At 50.9% G+C, this 16,738-nt stretch carries 11 protein-coding genes; 5 read left to right on the top strand and 6 right to left on the bottom strand.

Features of this window, described 5'->3' with window-relative positions:
• The first annotated feature begins 360 nt into the window (after positions 1–360).
• Complete coding sequence (locus UNDKW_RS05165; RefSeq protein ID WP_162057847.1) at positions 361–2,790, top strand: TonB-dependent receptor; 2,430 nt, start codon at positions 361–363, stop codon at positions 2,788–2,790.
• A gap of 216 nt (positions 2,791–3,006) precedes the next feature.
• A complete protein-coding gene (locus tag UNDKW_RS05160) occupies positions 3,007–3,483 on the top strand; it encodes a cache domain-containing protein (RefSeq protein WP_162057846.1) in 477 nt (158 codons plus the stop codon).
• 58 nt (positions 3,484–3,541) lie between these two features.
• On the opposite strand, the gene UNDKW_RS30270 is transcribed toward UNDKW_RS05160, so the two are convergent.
• Positions 3,542–4,288 carry a DUF6882 domain-containing protein gene (locus UNDKW_RS30270; protein WP_232063246.1) on the bottom strand — a complete coding sequence of 249 codons (747 nt, stop codon included), beginning with the start codon at positions 4,286–4,288 and terminating at the stop codon, positions 3,542–3,544.
• A 94-nt stretch (positions 4,289–4,382) separates the two neighbouring features.
• On the bottom strand, positions 4,383–5,720 hold the full coding sequence (locus UNDKW_RS05150; protein WP_232063245.1) for a GH1 family beta-glucosidase: 1,338 nt from the start codon (positions 5,718–5,720) through the stop codon (positions 4,383–4,385).
• 836 nt (positions 5,721–6,556) lie between these two features.
• On the opposite strand from UNDKW_RS05150, the gene UNDKW_RS05145 reads away from it, so the two are divergent.
• Positions 6,557–7,891, top strand: coding sequence for an MFS transporter (locus UNDKW_RS05145; RefSeq protein ID WP_162057845.1), 1,335 nt, complete (start codon positions 6,557–6,559; stop codon positions 7,889–7,891).
• A gap of 128 nt (positions 7,892–8,019) precedes the next feature.
• Here the strand turns inward: UNDKW_RS05145 and UNDKW_RS30805 are convergent, their stop codons facing one another.
• A complete protein-coding gene (locus tag UNDKW_RS30805; RefSeq protein WP_255431532.1) occupies positions 8,020–8,145 on the bottom strand; it encodes a hypothetical protein in 126 nt (41 codons plus the stop codon).
• Between the two features lie 713 nt (positions 8,146–8,858).
• Here UNDKW_RS30805 and UNDKW_RS05140 point away from each other — a divergent pair.
• Positions 8,859–10,244: a cystathionine beta-synthase gene (locus tag UNDKW_RS05140; protein WP_162057844.1), complete on the top strand. Its 1,386-nt coding sequence runs from the start codon at positions 8,859–8,861 to the stop codon at positions 10,242–10,244.
• Positions 10,241–11,434, top strand: coding sequence for a PLP-dependent aspartate aminotransferase family protein (locus UNDKW_RS05135; protein WP_162057843.1), 1,194 nt, complete (start codon positions 10,241–10,243; stop codon positions 11,432–11,434). Before UNDKW_RS05140 ends, UNDKW_RS05135 begins: the two co-directional genes overlap by 4 nt.
• A gap of 68 nt (positions 11,435–11,502) precedes the next feature.
• On the opposite strand, the gene UNDKW_RS05130 is transcribed toward UNDKW_RS05135, so the two are convergent.
• From UNDKW_RS05130 to UNDKW_RS05120, 3 genes are all read right to left on the bottom strand, one after another.
• Positions 11,503–12,606, bottom strand: coding sequence for a tryptophan 7-halogenase (locus tag UNDKW_RS05130; protein WP_162057842.1), 1,104 nt, complete (start codon positions 12,604–12,606; stop codon positions 11,503–11,505).
• A 23-nt stretch (positions 12,607–12,629) separates the two neighbouring features.
• Positions 12,630–15,581 carry a LodA/GoxA family CTQ-dependent oxidase gene (locus UNDKW_RS05125; RefSeq protein WP_162057841.1) on the bottom strand — a complete coding sequence of 984 codons (2,952 nt, stop codon included), beginning with the start codon at positions 15,579–15,581 and terminating at the stop codon, positions 12,630–12,632.
• Between the two features lie 261 nt (positions 15,582–15,842).
• A complete protein-coding gene (locus UNDKW_RS05120) occupies positions 15,843–16,595 on the bottom strand; it encodes an NUDIX domain-containing protein (protein WP_162057840.1) in 753 nt (250 codons plus the stop codon).
• Positions 16,596–16,738: the final 143 nt, after the last annotated feature.

Here is a 16,738-nt window from a genome sequence, read left to right as displayed (position 1 = left end):
TTCAAGGCATACAGGTCCGTTTCAGTAGCAGTATCAGTTGCTCTCACACTGGACAATATCAATGGCAGTGACATGCAAACACCTTGAAAACCAACTGGCTGGACGGCAATCAATTCCCGCTTATTGCAAACCAGTCAGGAATGCAGGCTACGCATTGCACAGTGGTTTTCACCTCTATCCGGCTTATATTACAACATTTTGAAAACGTTATCATTTTGTGTTTGACACAGAATTCAAGTTTTATGTATTATGAAAACGGTTTCAAAAGAAAATCAAAGAAACGCCAATAAGAAAACGTTTTCAAAAACGTCATGGTTTAATCAGAGCAAAAAAACCAATCCAACCTGTAACAGGAGACATATGAAAATCCGCAATCTTGCGACTCGTAAAGTCGCGACCACACCTATACAACTGGCGATCATTACCCTGATCACCAGCATGGGCGCTGCCCACGCGCAAACACAAGCGCCTGCTCCAGCACCAACAAGCGCCAGCCAAGCCAAGGCAAATAGCGAAAGCACGACCATTTCTGAAGTGATCGTCACCGGTACCAAGCGTGCCACGTCGCTGCAAAAAACCCCGGTAGCGATCACCGCCATCAATGCCGCAGCACTGGAAGATGCCCATGTGCAAAACGTGCAGGACGTCGTCAATCTGGTGCCGGGCTTCCAGGCTACCGGCCAGGGTGATCACGGTGTCATCACCATGACCATGCGTGGTATCGGCAACGACAGCGCCAAAACCGAGTACGCCGATCCTGAAGTTGCGCTGTTTATCGACGGCATCTATGCGCCCCGCCCTGAAGGCGCAACCTCCCTGCTGTTTGACCTGGAAGGCATAGAAGTATTGCGCGGCCCGCAAGGTACTTTGTGGGGCCGTAATGCCACAGTTGGCGCAGTCAATATGCAAACCGCCAAACCAAAAATCGGTGAAAGTTCTGGCTCGGTAGAAGGCGGCCTGGGCAGCTACAAGCGCTTTGGCACCCGTGGCGCATTCAATATCCCGGTCAGCAATGAAATGGCACTGCGCTTTGCCTATGCGCATGAAAAGCATGATGGCTATGTCGATTATCAAACGCCGACTACGTTGTCACTGGATAGCCAGAAGGCAGCCTTTGCCACTTACCTCAAAAACGGTGGCACGGTAGTTCCCTTCCAGCCTATCAACTATGCCTTGTTCGTGCAGGATGGCCCTAAATATGGTGCACAAGACCAGACTGCGGCACGTATCAGCATGTTGTGGAAACCTAACGCTGCCACCAAGATAGATTTGTCCTATGAAAAATTCATAGACCGTGGTACGCCATCCATGAACCTGTTGCAAACGCCCCGCGCAGGACAAAGCCACTGGTCAGCCCTGATCGATACAGCCCCCTTTACAGAGCGTGACAGCGATGCTATCCGTGGCCGCATAGAATATGCAGTAGCCAAGGACATGCAACTGACTTATATCGGTGGTTATTCCAAGTTCAGTGGCTCGTCCCGCTTTGACCAGGACGGTGGCGCCAATGTACCTACCAGCTTCACCTCTGGTGGCAGCATGCAGGCCAACAATACTGTTTCATCCAACTATAAAAACTTCAGCCATGAAGTGGAGCTCCAGTCCACAGGCACACGTGATGTGGACTGGCAGCTGGGTTTGTACTATGGTTCTGAAACCAATGACATCCGTTTCGACATCCCTATCCTGAATGGTACTTACCAGGGTACGGTAGGCTGGCAAGGTTCTTTCATTCAGCCTAAAGAAACAGTCGAAACAGCAGCAGCCTTTGGCCAGGCAACCTGGAATGCCAGCAATGACACGCATATCACAGGTGGTCTGCGCTATACTCAGGACAAACGCACCAATGTTGGCGGGCGTGGCTACGGTTTTTCAGGCAAACCCGAACTCAGCCAGTCGGCGATCACACCAAATGTCAATCCAGCGTCTGCCAATTCAAATTTTGCCCCCTACTCTTTCAACGATGGCAGCTACAGCGGCAACAAGGTCACCGGCCTGCTGCGCATCTCGCATGACATAGATAAAGACAATATGGTGTACGGCAGCATCTCCACCGGCTACAAATCTGGTGGCTTGCAGGATGGCGGCAAAACCTATGGTCCTGAAACCCTGACCAACTTCGAACTCGGTTCCAAGAGCACGTTGATGGGTGGTGCAGTCAGATGGAATAATGCCCTGTACTACGGCAAGTTCAAGGACTTCCAGTTCAGCGCACCAGTGACGGCCCCAGATGGCACCCGTGGCTTGCAAACATCGAATGCTGACGGTGCCAAAGTGTATGGTTTTGAATCGGAGCTGGCAGCAAAACTGAGCAAGGATGACAAGCTGCAGGTCACTATTGCCATCGCCAAGGCAACTTTGGGAAGTTTGATAGGCGGCTCGAATGACTATTCCCTGCCAGCCTGCAAAATCCCTGGCATCAGTAATTGCCTTGATGTATCGGGTAATACTATGCCACATACACCGAAGTTCTCCGCCCAGGTTTTGTATCAGCACACCTTCCACCTGAGTGAAGGCACACTGACGCCACGCATCAGTCTGCATTACGAAACTGAAACCTGGCTCAGCGTTTTCAACTATGGTGATGGCGACAAGCAGGAAGCCTATTCCCGTGCTGATCTGGGTCTGCGCTATCAATCCACTGGCAAAGCTGGCTGGTATGCAGACTTCTTTGTGCGCAATGTTGGTGACAACAAAGTCAAGACCAGTGCCATGAATGCCAATGGGCCATGGCAAGCGCAGTACTTGCCACCACGCACCTTTGGCGTCAATGTCGGCATTGATTTCTAAAAGCGCATAGAATCAAACTGGCAATATGTGCCCCGGCCCACGCAAGTGGCCCGGGGTTTTTCTTTGTTCGCCCGGAAAACAGACGTTTTAGCATTGTTTAACACAAGTGCAAATCACAAACATTGCATTACGTAAATTCGTCATTAAAATGAATTTTGACTCAGCAGCATAAAGCTTCCCCCTTTACCATGTATTTTTTAATAACAGGAGATCAAGATGCGAAGAATATTTATCAAATCCTTGCTTGCGCTTGTCGGTTTTTCCATGCTGGCATTGAGCCAGCTCTCTGCTGCCGCAGACAAGGGAAGTGCTGATGAAGCAATCGCCCTGGTAAAAAGAGCCGCAGCTTACCTCAAAGAAAATGGCAAGGACAAAGCCTATGCCGAGTTCAATAATCCCACCGGGCAATTTGTCGTCAAAGATTTATATGTTTTTGTGTATAACACCAATGGCGACGGCATCAACCGTGCCCATGGTGCGAATGCCAAGATGGTGGGCAAGAATTTGCTGGAATTAAAAGACGCCGATGGCATGCCCATCGTCAAAAGTTTTCTCGATGTTGCCAACAGCAAAACAGGTCATGGCTGGGTCGATTACAAATGGCCGAATCCGACGACAAAGCAAATGGAGCCTAAATCAACCTACATTGAGCGCGTAGGCGACGTCTTGATAGGTTGCGGGATTTATAAGTAGCGGTATCATGCGGAGTCACGCAGGGAAACGTGCCTCAGCATTCTTATCGCGGGCTGCCTCAGGCTGATGAGATTTCACGTATCAGTAGAAAGCTGGCACCGCCTTCAAAAGGGCTTTGGTATACGCCTCTGGCGTTAAGCACACTGGCTGCAACCGCAGCCATTTCCCAGGCATTCACTTTTTCCGCTGCCCATTTAGGCGTAGTCAGGCATGGGTAGTCATGCAATTCACCAAAGTCACGTACTGCCTGCACACTGGTCCTGACATTTACAAGTAAATGAAAATTCGCCCAGGCCCACAGCCAGGTATCAGTCTTAGATGAATAAGAACCTATGAAATCTATTTTGGCAATAACAGCGGCTACACCATTATTGGAAAACACCAGTTCGCCACTGGCCTGATCCCAGTCATAACGCTTGTGAGATCCCAGGTCAAATTCTTGATTCAGCTGCGCATTTTTCTTTTGCAAGTCTTCATAGCAGGTATCAAGGAAATCGTTCCATTTTGTGAGAAGCGCCCCATTCATCCTGCCCAGACTGGCAGAACGGGCATCTTCATAGCAGCTGTGACAAAGCAATTTGATGGGCACGAGGTTTTCGTTGCTCTCATTCCATTCTCCTGCAGCCTGGTAATGGGCATCACATACCGCACACCACGCATCCGGCCAGGGGTTGTTGGCATCAGGATAATCGCAATGCCACTTCTGCACGGGTTCGGCGATCAGGTGTTCACATACGTAAGTTGTATGTGCCTTACCATGTTGAGCGCAATCGAGCTCGTCGAATTCATCCAGTTCTTCGCTCATACGAAATTCAGGTTTTCTTGGTTTTTGAAAACCTGAAATTAACAGGAAAATCCAGTTCTGGCTATTTACTTTTGTTGGAAAAATGCTCTGTAACTCATTTGCTTTGCAACTGCTTGCTGACAAAATCACGATACCAGTACGCGCTGTCTTTCAGGGTGCGCTGCTGAGTTGAGTAATCCAGATACACCAGGCCAAAGCGCTTCGCATAGCCTGAATTCCACTCAAAATTATCCAGCAGACTCCAGTAAAAATAGCCTTGCACATCAACACCTCCGGCGATTGCATCATGCATGGCCTGGAAATGTAATTGCAGGTATTTGATGCGCTGCTCATCATGCACTTTTCCATTCTCCAGTTTGTCAGCAACGGCCATGCCATTTTCAGTGATGTAAATCGGTGGCAAAGCCGGATATTCGGCGCCCAGTTTCAATAATAAATCTGTCATGCCTGAGGGGTAAACTTCCCAGCCCATATCACTGAAACCGAGCTTGCCTTCCGGCTGCTTGGGTGGATTATCGGTACTGACAAAAGCACGGAAATAATAATTCACACCAAGAAAATCCAGAGGCTGGCGAATGATATCCATGTCTTCTGCATGCACATGAAACTTGCTCATATCCATGCGGTCCAGCGCCTTTTGTGGATAAGTTCCTTTGAAGATCGGGTCCATGAACCATTGCACAGAACGCGCATATTCCCATTCTGCCTGGGCTATATCAGCAAGCGAGTCGGTGGCTGGCATGGCAGGCCACTGATTCAGGACTATACCTAGCTTGGCCGGACAATTGATGGCGCGCATGGCTTGCAAAGCCAGGCCATGCGATAGCAAAAGATGGTGCGAAACCTGTATCGATAGTGCAGTATCAGCCACGCCGGGTGCGAACTGGGCATTGCCATAACCAAGATTGGCAGTACACCAGGGTTCATTATGAGTAGCGATGCTGGCAAGGCGATGACCAAAGCGGCGCGCAATTTCTGCTGCATATTCGGCAAAGCGCAGGCAGGTATCGCGGTTGAGCCAACCGCCCAGGTCTTGCAAGCCCTGCGGCAAATCCCAGTGATACAAAGTCAGATGGGCAGCAATGCCTTGCTCTTCCAGCTTATCCAGCAAGCGGGAATAAAATTCGAAACCCTTTTCATTCCAGTCACCATAACCCAGGGGCTGTACCCGAGACCAGGATACGGAAAAACGATAAGCCTTCAAGCCCAGGCCAGCAATGATACCTACGTCTTCAGCATAGCGATGGTAATGATCACAAGCCACGTCTCCGGTGCTGCCGTCAATGATAGTCCCAGGCGTGTGGGTAAAGGTATCCCAGATGGAAGGGCCACGGCCATCAGTGGCTGCGGCCCCTTCTATCTGATAAGCACTGGTGGCAACGCCCCAGGTAAAAGCAGGGGAAAACTCGGGCATCGTTGATGGATTAGTCATGGTCTCTTTTTTGGATAAATTTGCATACTGTTCTTATAAGTTGTCATGCTTCATTGTTCAAGAATTGGCTACCAGCCCTCCTCTTGCAAACACCAGGCCTAAACCCAGGTGTCAATGCAGCATGCATTTATCTGAAATCGTTTTCAAATTATCGTAAAAAATGATTTTTTGATCATCAATCAAGGTCGAAACGAAAATCGCTGCTCAAACCTCAAAACAATCAACATGAAGATTATTTGAACAAATTATTGAAAACGTTTTCACAAATGGGAATTTATCACCGGATATGTAGGCTGTCAACGCCAGACTTTCGCAAACTGAATACGTCCCTCTACAAAAATTGCGAACCAGCTTCAAAAATGCAGATTTTGTCATGCCGCATGCTACATATCTCCAATGTCTGCACTGAAATCAATTTCATTCACAACCCCTGTTTCTCTGCTGAGAATACAACACGATTTCAATTCAAATACCTGAGTCACCATTGCCCGGCTGACGCTGTAAACAAGACGTTCTCCATAGGAGTCAAGCTATCAATCCGGTAAGATTTTCTGTATCCGTTTATATTTTTTTGCGAATCCAATGCTCCGTTTTAAAAATTCATGTTATTCTGCGCTTGAAAAGGTTTTCATAAATGATGACCGGTTCCAATTAAAACTATTAACGAGACAGCCTGCCAACTCATTTGTCATTCATGACTGGTCATATCCTCCACAAAGTGGATTCAGTACCGGCAGATAACAAGTGAGCACCATTTCATGCATCGCTCTATGACGGGCTATGCGGGAAGGAAAACCGGCAGGCATGCCGCCTACTTATAAAGAAGCGTGCAGCCCATGATTACTGAGACAGAAGTCAATATTCCGCCGGTAAATCCGGTCAGAAGGTCGCCCTTGTTCTGGGTGCCGACCACTTACTTTACGATGGCGCTGGCCTATATGATGCTGACCAATGTCAGCGCCATCATGTTCAAGAACATGGGCATGGACAACGGCAAGGCCGCTGAATATGCGAGTTACCTGATCCTCGCCTATACCATCAAGCCTCTGTTTGCCTCTTTTGTAGAAATGTACAAGACCAAGAAATTCTTTGTCATTTGCACGCAGCTAATCATAGCCGTCGGCTTTGTCGGCGTCGCCCTGGTCATGTCACTGCCGAACTACATGCTAATTCTCATGAGCCTGTTCTGGGTCATTTCCTTCCTCGGAGCCACTCAGGATATTGCGGCTGACGGTGTGTATGTCACCTCACTAAACAGCAAGGCACAATCCCTGTATTGCGGCATCCAGAGCCTGAGCTGGAATATAGGCCCCATCGTCGCGGCAGGTGGCCTGGTTTATTTGAGTGGCAAGTTGCATACCGATTTTTTCCATCATGACCCCAAGGTATTTGGGGCGGACTGGATGGATGCCTGGCGCATCATTTTCCTCATCGTCGCTGGCGTCATGGCCCTGATGGCAGCCTGGCATTTGCGCACTATGCCAGATGGTGCGAAGGCGGAGAACACGCCCACTAACATGGGTGAGGCCCTGTTCATCTTGCGCGATTCTTTTGTCACCTTTTTCCAGAAACGCGATGTCTGGCTCATGATCGCTTTCGCCTTCCTGTTCCGCCTCAGCATAGGCTTCCTGGAAAAAATCGGCCCTTTCTTCATGGTTGATCCCGTGAGCAAGGGCGGTCTGGGTTTATCGAATGAAATGCTGGGCCTGACCTATGGCACGTATGGCCTGATCGCCGTTTTACTCGGCTCCTTGCTCGGTGGCTGGTTTGTCGCCAAGCGTGGTTTGCAACCGACGCTTTTCATACTCTGCTGTGCAGTGAATATCCCGAATGCCAGCTTTCTGGTCATGAGCATCTTCCAGCCTGAAAGCCTGTGGCTGATCACCGCTGGTGTCGCCATCGAAAAATTCTTCTTTGGCTTTGGCTCAGTCGGCTTCATGATCTACCTGATGCAGCAGTTAGCCCCCGGTAAATACACGACGACACACTACGCCTTCGGCACCGGCCTCATGGGCCTATGCATGATGGTCACCGGCGTCATCAGCGGCCACTTGCAGCAATTACTGGGTTATACAAATTATTTCATCTTCGTCATGCTGGCAACTATCCCCTCTTTTGCGGTATGCTGGTTTGCGCCTTTCCATCACAAAGAAGGGCAAACAGAAAACTGACACGCAGCACACAACAAAATAAAGGCGGCTCGTCCCAACCGTTCACGCTTTAACGTAACAAGTCCCCCACTTTCAATGCCGCCTTGCGCGGCATTTATTTTTGTGGGCTGTGGATGCTGTGAACAAATTCATTTATATAGACTCTTCACCAGTATCAAAGAAATATAAATCAAGGTCGCGTTGGTGTTGCCGTTGATCTTGGTGTTGCCGTTGATCTTGGTGTTGCCGTTGCTTTTGAAGTTCGCCGTTCCCATGTGTCGATGCCTTTGCTGCATGACAGAAAATGGAAATAGAAAGTCCGATGTTTGAGCGTAGCGAGTTTTCGGACTTTCCCATTTTTTGTCATGCAGCAAAGGGAACCCCGCAGGGGCAGCGACGCCTGGGTCGCCTTTTTGGCACAACTTTTTGGCGAAGCAAAAAGGTGTGTAGCTGCCGGTCTACCACCGGCCTGCAATCGTAAATTACGAATGCGGATTTTAAAAATCTAATCCATAAACCCCTCAAGCCTGAACTTAATAGACCTCTCGGTACACTAATAACGCCACTGGATTCCAGCCAAAAACACGCTGGAATGACGCTATATAGATTACCGTTATGCACTGATCAATCCACCCACCAAAGCTAGGCCCCCTCCAACTTCATATCAGAGCGATTTGACGAGTAACATAAAACTACAGTAAATCCTCAGTGCCTCAATAAAGAATCTACGCCAAATATAAATACACAAGGCTTTGATGTAAGCAAACCGCATATACCCCAACAATTTTCCAAACTATGACTATACTATCCCCATACTTGCCATTTTGACTTCAAAATAGTCTTACCAAAATACAAGTAAATCATTTTCCAACTATGCTTAGTTGCAAAAATTCCTTAGCCTCAAGAGATGAAATAGCTAGCATAGCTGCCTCATAAACAAATGCTAAACCTGTCGCAACATATTGTATGCACCCAGGAGCACACTAAGATGACAAAACAAACTGATCCCGCAGTACTTGCGTTGATTGGCAATACGCCTATGGTCAAGGTTACCCGCTTTGACACAGGGCCATGTGAATTATTCCTCAAACTGGAATCACAAAACCCTGGCGGCTCCATCAAGGACCGCATAGGCAGGTCAATGATAGAAACAGCAGAACGCGAAGGCCGCTTGCAAGCTGGCGGTACCGTAATCGAGGCAACGGCTGGCAATACCGGCCTGGGTCTGGCGCTGGTAGCACGCGCCAAGGGTTACCGCGTGGTACTGGTCGTACCCGACAAAATGTCCACAGAAAAAATCCTGCACCTGAAAGCCATGGGTGCAGAAGTCCACATCACCCGCTCTGATGTAGGCAAGGGTCACCCCGAGTATTATCAGGACTATGCTGCACGCCTGGCCAAGGAAATACCCGGCTCCTACTTTGCCGACCAGTTCAATAATACGGCCAACCCGCTCGCGCATGAAACCACGACAGGGCCAGAAATCTGGGCGCAGACTGCCCACAAAGTCGATGCCATCGTCGTCGGCGTAGGTTCAGGCGGCACATTGACGGGCCTGACGCGTTATTTCAACAAGGTCCAGCCAGCGCTGGAATTTGTACTCGCTGACCCCAAAGGTTCGATACTGACTGAGTATGTAGAGACAGGTAATGTCAATGAAGTCAGCGGTTCCTGGGCGGTAGAAGGCATAGGGGAAGACTTTATCCCTGGCATTGCTGACCTCAGTTCGGTCAAACATGCCTATACCATTGACGATGTTGAAAGCTTTGGCACGGCGCGTGAACTGCTGCGTGCAGAAGGCATACTGGCAGGCTCTTCTACCGGCACCCTGCTGGCAGCAGCATTGCGTTATTGCCGCGCCCAGACCACGCCCAAACGCGTAGTCACCTTTGTCTGCGACACCGGCACACGCTATCTGTCCAAGGTGTATAACGACAACTGGATGACAGACCAGGGCTTGCTCAAGCGTAAAAACTATAACGACCTGCGCGATATCATCAGCCGCCGTTACGATGAAGGCGGTGTCATCAGCGTCAATGCCAGTGACACTTTGATGGTGGCGTTCAACCGCATGCGCAGTGCCGATATCTCGCAACTGCCTGTCATACGCGATGGCGCGATTATCGGTATCATTGATGAATCAGACCTGCTGTTGAAAGTATCAGCCGATGCCAGCCTGTTCCGCAGTGCCGTAGAAGACACCATGACCAGCCAGATAGAAACCCTGGCACCGGATGCCAGCCTCGCTGCATTACGCGCAACACTGGACAGCGGCCTGGTCGCCATTATTGCAGCCAACAAACCGGAAAAGCAGTTTTATGGCCTGATTACCCGCTTTGATCTCCTCAACCATATGCGCAGGACACTTTCATGAGCTATCCCGAATACAAGAAGCCTACCCATCCGCAAGCCTTTGGCACGCGCGTCATCCACGCCGGGCAGTTCCCCGACCCGACCACGGGTGCCATCATGCCACCCATCTATGCAACATCCACCTTCGTGCAGGACAGCCCTGGCGTCCACAAGGGCTTGGATTATGGCCGCTCACACAATCCTACCCGCTGGGCGCTGGAACGTGCAGTAGCTGACCTAGAAGGCGGCGCGCAGGCATTTGCCTTTGCATCCGGCCTGGCAGCGATTGCCACCGTGCTGGAAATCGTTGACAGCGGTGCCCATATCATCGCCGGCGATGATATGTATGGCGGCAGCTACCGCCTGTTTGAACGCGTACGCAAACGCAGTGCTGGCCTGCAATTCACTTATGTCGATATGACCAAGCCAGAAGAAGTGCTGGCCGCGATACGCCCTGACACCAAGATGCTGTGGGTAGAAACACCAACCAACCCCATGCTAAAACTGGCCGATTTGCGCGCGATTGCCAAGATCTGCCGCGAACACAATATCATCGCCGTGGCTGACAACACTTTTGCCAGCCCCAAGGTACAACGTCCGCTGGAACTGGGTTTTGATATCGTCGTCCATTCCATGACCAAATACCTGAATGGCCACTCGGACATCATCGGCGGTATTGCCATCGTAGGTGGCGAAGCACATCAGGCTGACTGGCGCGAACGTCTGGGCTTTTTGCAAAACTCGGTTGGCGCGATCGCCAGCCCCTTCGACAGCTTCCTCGCCCTGCGTGGCATCAAGACACTCAATATCCGTGTCGAACGCCACAATTCAAATGGTCTGGACCTGGCACGCTGGCTGGAAAAGCAGCCCAAAGTCAAAAAGGTTTACTACCCAGGTTTGGAAAGCCACCCGCAACATGAGCTGGCCAAACAGCAAATGGATGGTTTTGGCGGCATCATTTCCATAGAACTTGATACCGACCTGGCAGGCGCACGCCGCTTCCTCGAACGTTGCGAAGTATTCGCCCTGGCTGAGAGCCTGGGTGGTGTCGAAAGCCTGATAGAACATCCGGCCATCATGACACATGCGACGATCCCGGCAGAACAAAGAGCCAAGCTGGGTATCACGGATTCATTCATACGCCTGTCGGTAGGCATAGAAGATGTGGAAGATTTAAGGCAGGATTTGCAGTCTGCGCTCGATGCAGTGTGATTAGAAAGTAGTTTGCCAGCCCTGCTTAAATGACAGGGCTGGTGCTTACAATTTTGCAGCAAGGAAATTCAGGCAGCGATGAAAGTTGCATTGCGCCGTTGCCAAAACGGCTGATCAGCCCAGCGTTGCTCCTGCTGATACCAGACTTGCAGATGATGCAGGTAAGCTGCCTGTATGGAGTTCAGTTCAGCTATATAGCCAGCTTGTGCGTCACCATCATAATGAGACACAGCTTCTGCTGCAGCGAGACCGGTGTACAAAGCATTAAAAATGCCCTGTGAAGATAGAGGATCAAAACTCAGCGCGGCATCGCCGATGGCCAGCCAATTGGAACCGGCAAACTGTTCCAGCACTGCAGTGTGGGCAGCACAATATCCATGCTGCTGTCCTGGGACAAAACCATATTCATCAAGACAGGCTGACAATTGCGTATTCTGGCGCAGGCGCTGCAATAGCCCCTGTTGATGATTGCAGGCAGCCGCTGCTGGCAAATCGGCATCAGTGTAAAACGCCACTATACGACCCTGACCTGGCAGGGATGAGCTATACCACCAGCCGCCCGCCTCGGCCCTGATGTGACTGGAGCCTGCTGTATTGTCAGTGTCCCTGCCGACCAGCCAGCTGCACACCAGCTTGTCCATGGCTTTGCGGGCTATGCCCAGTTGCCGTGTCAGCAGCGATTTTCTGCCGCTGGCATCGATCAGCATTCTGGTTTCTACCTGCACCGTCTTGCCCTGCACAGTGATGACGACATCCCAATGATCTGGATTACTCTTTGCAGGTGCAAAGGACAGCAGCTTGCTTTGTCTCAGCAAAGCCGCGCCACGTTCTTGCGCAACATCCTGCAACCAGCAATCAAAACGATGGCGGTCCAGGTACCAGCCATGCCCATCAAGATTGCGCATGGCATCCTGCTCTGTCGCCAGATCACTGCCCCAGTGACTGATATTCAAATGCGCAGGCTGATGGCCTTGCTGCAAAAATGCTTCATACAAACCCATATCAGCCAGCAGCTTACCTGCTGCGGCTGGCAGGGATTCTCCTATGCGCATGGCTGCTGGAGGTGCTGCTTCCAGGATCACTACTTTTTGAAATGGTGCCAAGTTCAAGGCAAAGGCAGAGCCCGCAGGCCCTGCCCCCAGTACCAGAGCGTCGATCTTCAGTTTAGTCATCTCTAGCGGACCGTCACAGTCCACTAACGATGCAAACCGCGCGGGAAGCGGCGTACTTTTTCTATCGTCATGATATCAACAGACTCCGCATTCACCACCTCTGCCGCACCTACCCTGGCATGCTCATCATGTTGCGCACGTTTGGCATTGGGCGCTGGCATATCTGCGATAGGAATATGCTGATCTTCCACTTCAAGTTCAGCAGGAAAGTGTTGATGATCACTCGGACCGGGATGCACTTCAACCACACCAAGATGATCAAAATGATGGATCATATTATTGATCTGGTCGGTATAGCTGGTGCTGCCCAATGGATTGATCCACGAGGCACGGTTGGCAAATGCGGCCAGCCTTTCACCTAGCGGCTTTTTCTCATCCATGACGACGTCATAGTTTTGCTTGGTCAGGACCTGGTTAGGCACGCGGGCTGGCCAGAAGCTGGGTACATAAGGGTCGTAAGACTTATCGTAACCCGAGCGGCAGCTAGCAGTATCAGTCTGCCATGGCACTGCCATCCAGCGGGTGATGCCGCCAGCCTGTTGGCCGTACAAGGGGCCGTTTGGTATGGTGACGCCATCGCTGGTCAGTATCTCACCCAGGCCAGGTGCAATCCAGCCATCGAGCGCATGGGCAAAGCGGAAAGGTGCCATATACATGGTACTGGCACGTACTGGCCAGGTCATTTCGCAACCGGGATGGAAGGCATCAGCCAGGCAAAAGTCCAGCGCTGCCTGTGTCAGAGTATCGCCCTGCTGCTCTAATGGCACTTCATCTATGCTTGTCGCATGTTTGCGCTCTGGATCATAGTCTTCAACAAAATTACCTTCTGCCCACTCCATCAGCATCGCCAGTTGGGTTGCTGTCAGCGAGGCATTTTGCCTTGGTGTTTGTGCAGCGGGTATCGCCATGGCATCGCCATACAACCATGGCCAGGGCTTGGGTGACCAGGCATCAACTTCATAGTTGCGGAACTGGTTGGCGATGGTACGGCGCAATTCTACATAGGCTGTGTTGTTGCTGGCCAGGCGCGACAGCGCATCGGCACTGGTCAGATCGATAGCGCCCTTCCAGCCAAAACCTGCCGAGAAACCGGCATTCACCCACTGCAAACCATTCAGACGTTCAAACAGGGGCAGGATGTCAAAGGTGAAGCTGGGGCGCTTTGGTTTGGGCAAAGTACCAGCGGTGATGGCAACGTCGCGCATCAAGTCCCACATGGTGCGCACTGATTTTCTCTGCGGCGCATAATTGGGTGGTGCAACGACGACCCAAGCTGGCTCCACCATCAGTTCCAGTCCTTCATAAACGACCTTGGCATTGATGGGACCGTCAGAAGTATCGTCATGCCAGCCTTCATTATTGGCGAAGGTGATGGCGCGGCTGTTGTCATAGGAGGCGGAAACGCCATGACCACCCAGCACAATCAGACGACCTTGCTTATCCGTAAATGCCTCCCCCAGATACACAGGCTCGCCCATGAACTTGCCATCATCAAAGCGCTGAGGCTTGGCTTTTTTACCACTGACTTTTCTTTGCTTGGGCGTGATTGACAGCATATCCCTGTCGGTCACGACAGCATTACGCAAGGTGCTTGGAGGTGCCGATGCTGCTTCAGGAATATCCAGTGCCAGTTGAAAACCATACCAGGCTGACTTGGTATTGGCCAATTGTACCTGCCACTCCACCTTGGCATTATCGGCATTGAGCTCCTTGACGATCTCGCCCTTGGCATTCACGCCATATACGCGGAACCTGGCGCCCTGGCGCTTGAGTTTTTTGTGGGCATCGCGATAATAGCCTGGGTCCTCTGGTTTTGGGTAAGGCACTTCAGGCCCCAAAAACCATTCCTTCTCACTGCTGCCTACACGCGCAACGCCTATGGAGGGGTAAATTACAGCCTTGACGATGCAGGTATCTTTGACTACGGGTTCCGCTTTTGCCTGCGCTACTGCGTGAAAGGGGCAGCCCACTGTTGGGGAGCGTGGCTCAAGTGGGTCTTGCAAACTCTGACCATTGGCTTCATGTCTGGCATCTGCACCAGCTGCATACACGACTTTGCGCGCCTCAGCGATAGAACCTACCGGCGCTTGCACAGGCGGCACGCGCCAGATATTGAAGGCCAGGCCCTGTCCATATTCAGACTGACCACGCACGCTGATATCTTGCTGCGGCAAGATCAACGTTGCGACATGGATGAAAGGGCTTTCAGATTCCGGCCATTCCACCGTTGCTTCATCCAACGGCATGGTCTTGGGATTGGTACGCAGTTGTACCATGAAACGGAATTGATACTCACGCTTGGCCAGGCGATTGCACATATCGACTGCCAGATAGTCGCGCTCATCATTTGGCACGTTCTCTGGCGGAGTGACAGGCTCCAGGCGGTATTTGACATAGTCATTTTTCCCTGCATGGAAAGGCAGAATGGCCCAGTAAGTCGTAGTCAGGGTACTGCCTTCGACCTTTTCCATCTGGTCCAGTATTTTTTTTGTCTTGGGATGTTTTTTCAGGTAACCGGGATAATCCTGTGCAACCACACCGGCATAAGTAAACTCCACCATCTCCTTGGCATTATCGACAAAGAAAATTGGAAAGTTTTGCATGATGAAATCAGCCGTGTCGCCATCATCACCAAGCGCCTTGGGGCCAGGCACGCCAAACAGTTTGATGCCTATGCCCAGGGTTGAATACAAGTCAGGCGAAGTTGGCGTGGTGTCGCTTGAAAACCTGACCCAGGCATCCAGGCTGTCGTGGGCAAAAACACCGACCTTGAGTTTGGCAGGTATTTTCTTTTCCATGACCAGCCTGGCACTGGCAACTCCATGTAATTTGCGGAACACCGCACGCTCTGCCGGACGCTGGCCCAGCTTGATGCGATTTTCTTGCGCTATCCCGACAAACATCTCGGTCAGGCGCTCAGGTGCCTGATTGGCCTGGTCAAAACATGGCGGAATGGGGTCTTGATCTTTGCTCATACACTGTCTCCCTATTTGTACTGAATGCGCACTTGTTAGCTTTAGCTTTGACGGGTGCGTATTGTTGATGCGGACATTCGCCGGACGCGTACAGCAAGGCGTGCCCAGCAAACATGAAAATCAGGAATGCAGGATGATTATTTGATAATATTAAATATTCGTCAAGTTTATATGCGAGCAGATGTGCACTTTTGACAAAACTTGACGATGTTGGTTTGGGGCATTAACTCAAAGCGCCCCAAACCAAAGATGGAGGAAAAGCTATTTGGCCCCGACTTCACCCGTCATGAGACGATTGAAATAAACCGTACCCTGTCCCTTGCGCAAGCCATACAGTTGCGCAGGACGGTTGCTGCCCAAACGCCATTTGCCAGGCAGTTCTTCAAGGAAGTCACCTTCCCTGATGCGCTTGCGAAATGCGCTCTTGTCCACCAGACGCCCCAGCAAGATCTGATATACACGCTGCAATTCAGACAGTGTGAATTCTTCTGGCAATAAATGTGCTGGCAGGGAAGTGTATTCCACTTTGTTGCGCAGGCGCTGAACTGCCACATCCAGTATCTGCGCATGATCAAAGGCCAGCTTAGGCAAGCCCTCGTCCGATTCAACCGGGCACCAGCGCACCGCATCGGCATTGCCACCGTGGCTGAGCTTGATGCGGTCAGAGGAGATCAGGGCAAAATAAGCAAAGGTAGTGGACCAGCCACGCGGATCACGGTTACGGCTGCCAAAGCCCTGCAATTGCTCAAGATAAGGCGCTTCTACCCCGGTTTTCTCCTTGAGCTTGCGCAGGGCCGCGCCATCAAGATCAACATCATTGTGGATATCAATAAAGCCACCAGGCAAACTCCATTGCCCCTTGCAAGGATGATCACCCCGCTTGACCAGCAAGACTTGCAAGGCCTGGTCCCTGATCGTGAAGATCACCAAGTCTACACTGGTCAGAGGTACATCATAGTCATGGATATTGTAATTGAGCAGAAATTCTTTTTCGCTTTGCTTAGCAGTCGCCATGCTTGTCCCCTGAGTGTTCAATGCTGCCATTGTAAGCGATCAAGGGCATTAGTTCAAATTAACGACTAACTTATATTCAAATTACAACCAACAAGAAAATCTTAATATAGGGAACCGATCTCAATATTGCATAACACTACTGC

Source organism: Undibacterium sp. KW1 (genome assembly GCF_009937955.1).
GTDB lineage: Bacteria > Pseudomonadota > Gammaproteobacteria > Burkholderiales > Burkholderiaceae_D > Undibacterium.
This window is presented reverse-complemented; position numbering and strand designations above follow the sequence as displayed.

What these genes read in the sequence shown, in the direction of transcription:
- UNDKW_RS05120 (WP_162057840.1), bottom strand. Translation starts at nt 16,595, where the DNA reads ATGGCGACTGCTAAGCAAAGCGAAAAAGAATTTCTGCTCAATTACAAT.
- UNDKW_RS05165 (WP_162057847.1), top strand. Translation starts at nt 361, where the DNA reads ATGAAAATCCGCAATCTTGCGACTCGTAAAGTCGCGACCACACCTATA.
- UNDKW_RS30270 (WP_232063246.1), bottom strand. Translation starts at nt 4,288, where the DNA reads ATGAGCGAAGAACTGGATGAATTCGACGAGCTCGATTGCGCTCAACAT.
- UNDKW_RS05130 (WP_162057842.1), bottom strand. Translation starts at nt 12,606, where the DNA reads ATGACTAAACTGAAGATCGACGCTCTGGTACTGGGGGCAGGGCCTGCG.
- UNDKW_RS05145 (WP_162057845.1), top strand. Translation starts at nt 6,557, where the DNA reads ATGATTACTGAGACAGAAGTCAATATTCCGCCGGTAAATCCGGTCAGA.
- UNDKW_RS05150 (WP_232063245.1), bottom strand. Translation starts at nt 5,720, where the DNA reads ATGACTAATCCATCAACGATGCCCGAGTTTTCCCCTGCTTTTACCTGG.
- UNDKW_RS05135 (WP_162057843.1), top strand. Translation starts at nt 10,241, where the DNA reads ATGAGCTATCCCGAATACAAGAAGCCTACCCATCCGCAAGCCTTTGGC.
- UNDKW_RS05140 (WP_162057844.1), top strand. Translation starts at nt 8,859, where the DNA reads ATGACAAAACAAACTGATCCCGCAGTACTTGCGTTGATTGGCAATACG.
- UNDKW_RS05125 (WP_162057841.1), bottom strand. Translation starts at nt 15,581, where the DNA reads ATGAGCAAAGATCAAGACCCCATTCCGCCATGTTTTGACCAGGCCAAT.
- UNDKW_RS30805 (WP_255431532.1), bottom strand. Translation starts at nt 8,145, where the DNA reads ATGGGAACGGCGAACTTCAAAAGCAACGGCAACACCAAGATCAACGGC.
- UNDKW_RS05160 (WP_162057846.1), top strand. Translation starts at nt 3,007, where the DNA reads ATGCGAAGAATATTTATCAAATCCTTGCTTGCGCTTGTCGGTTTTTCC.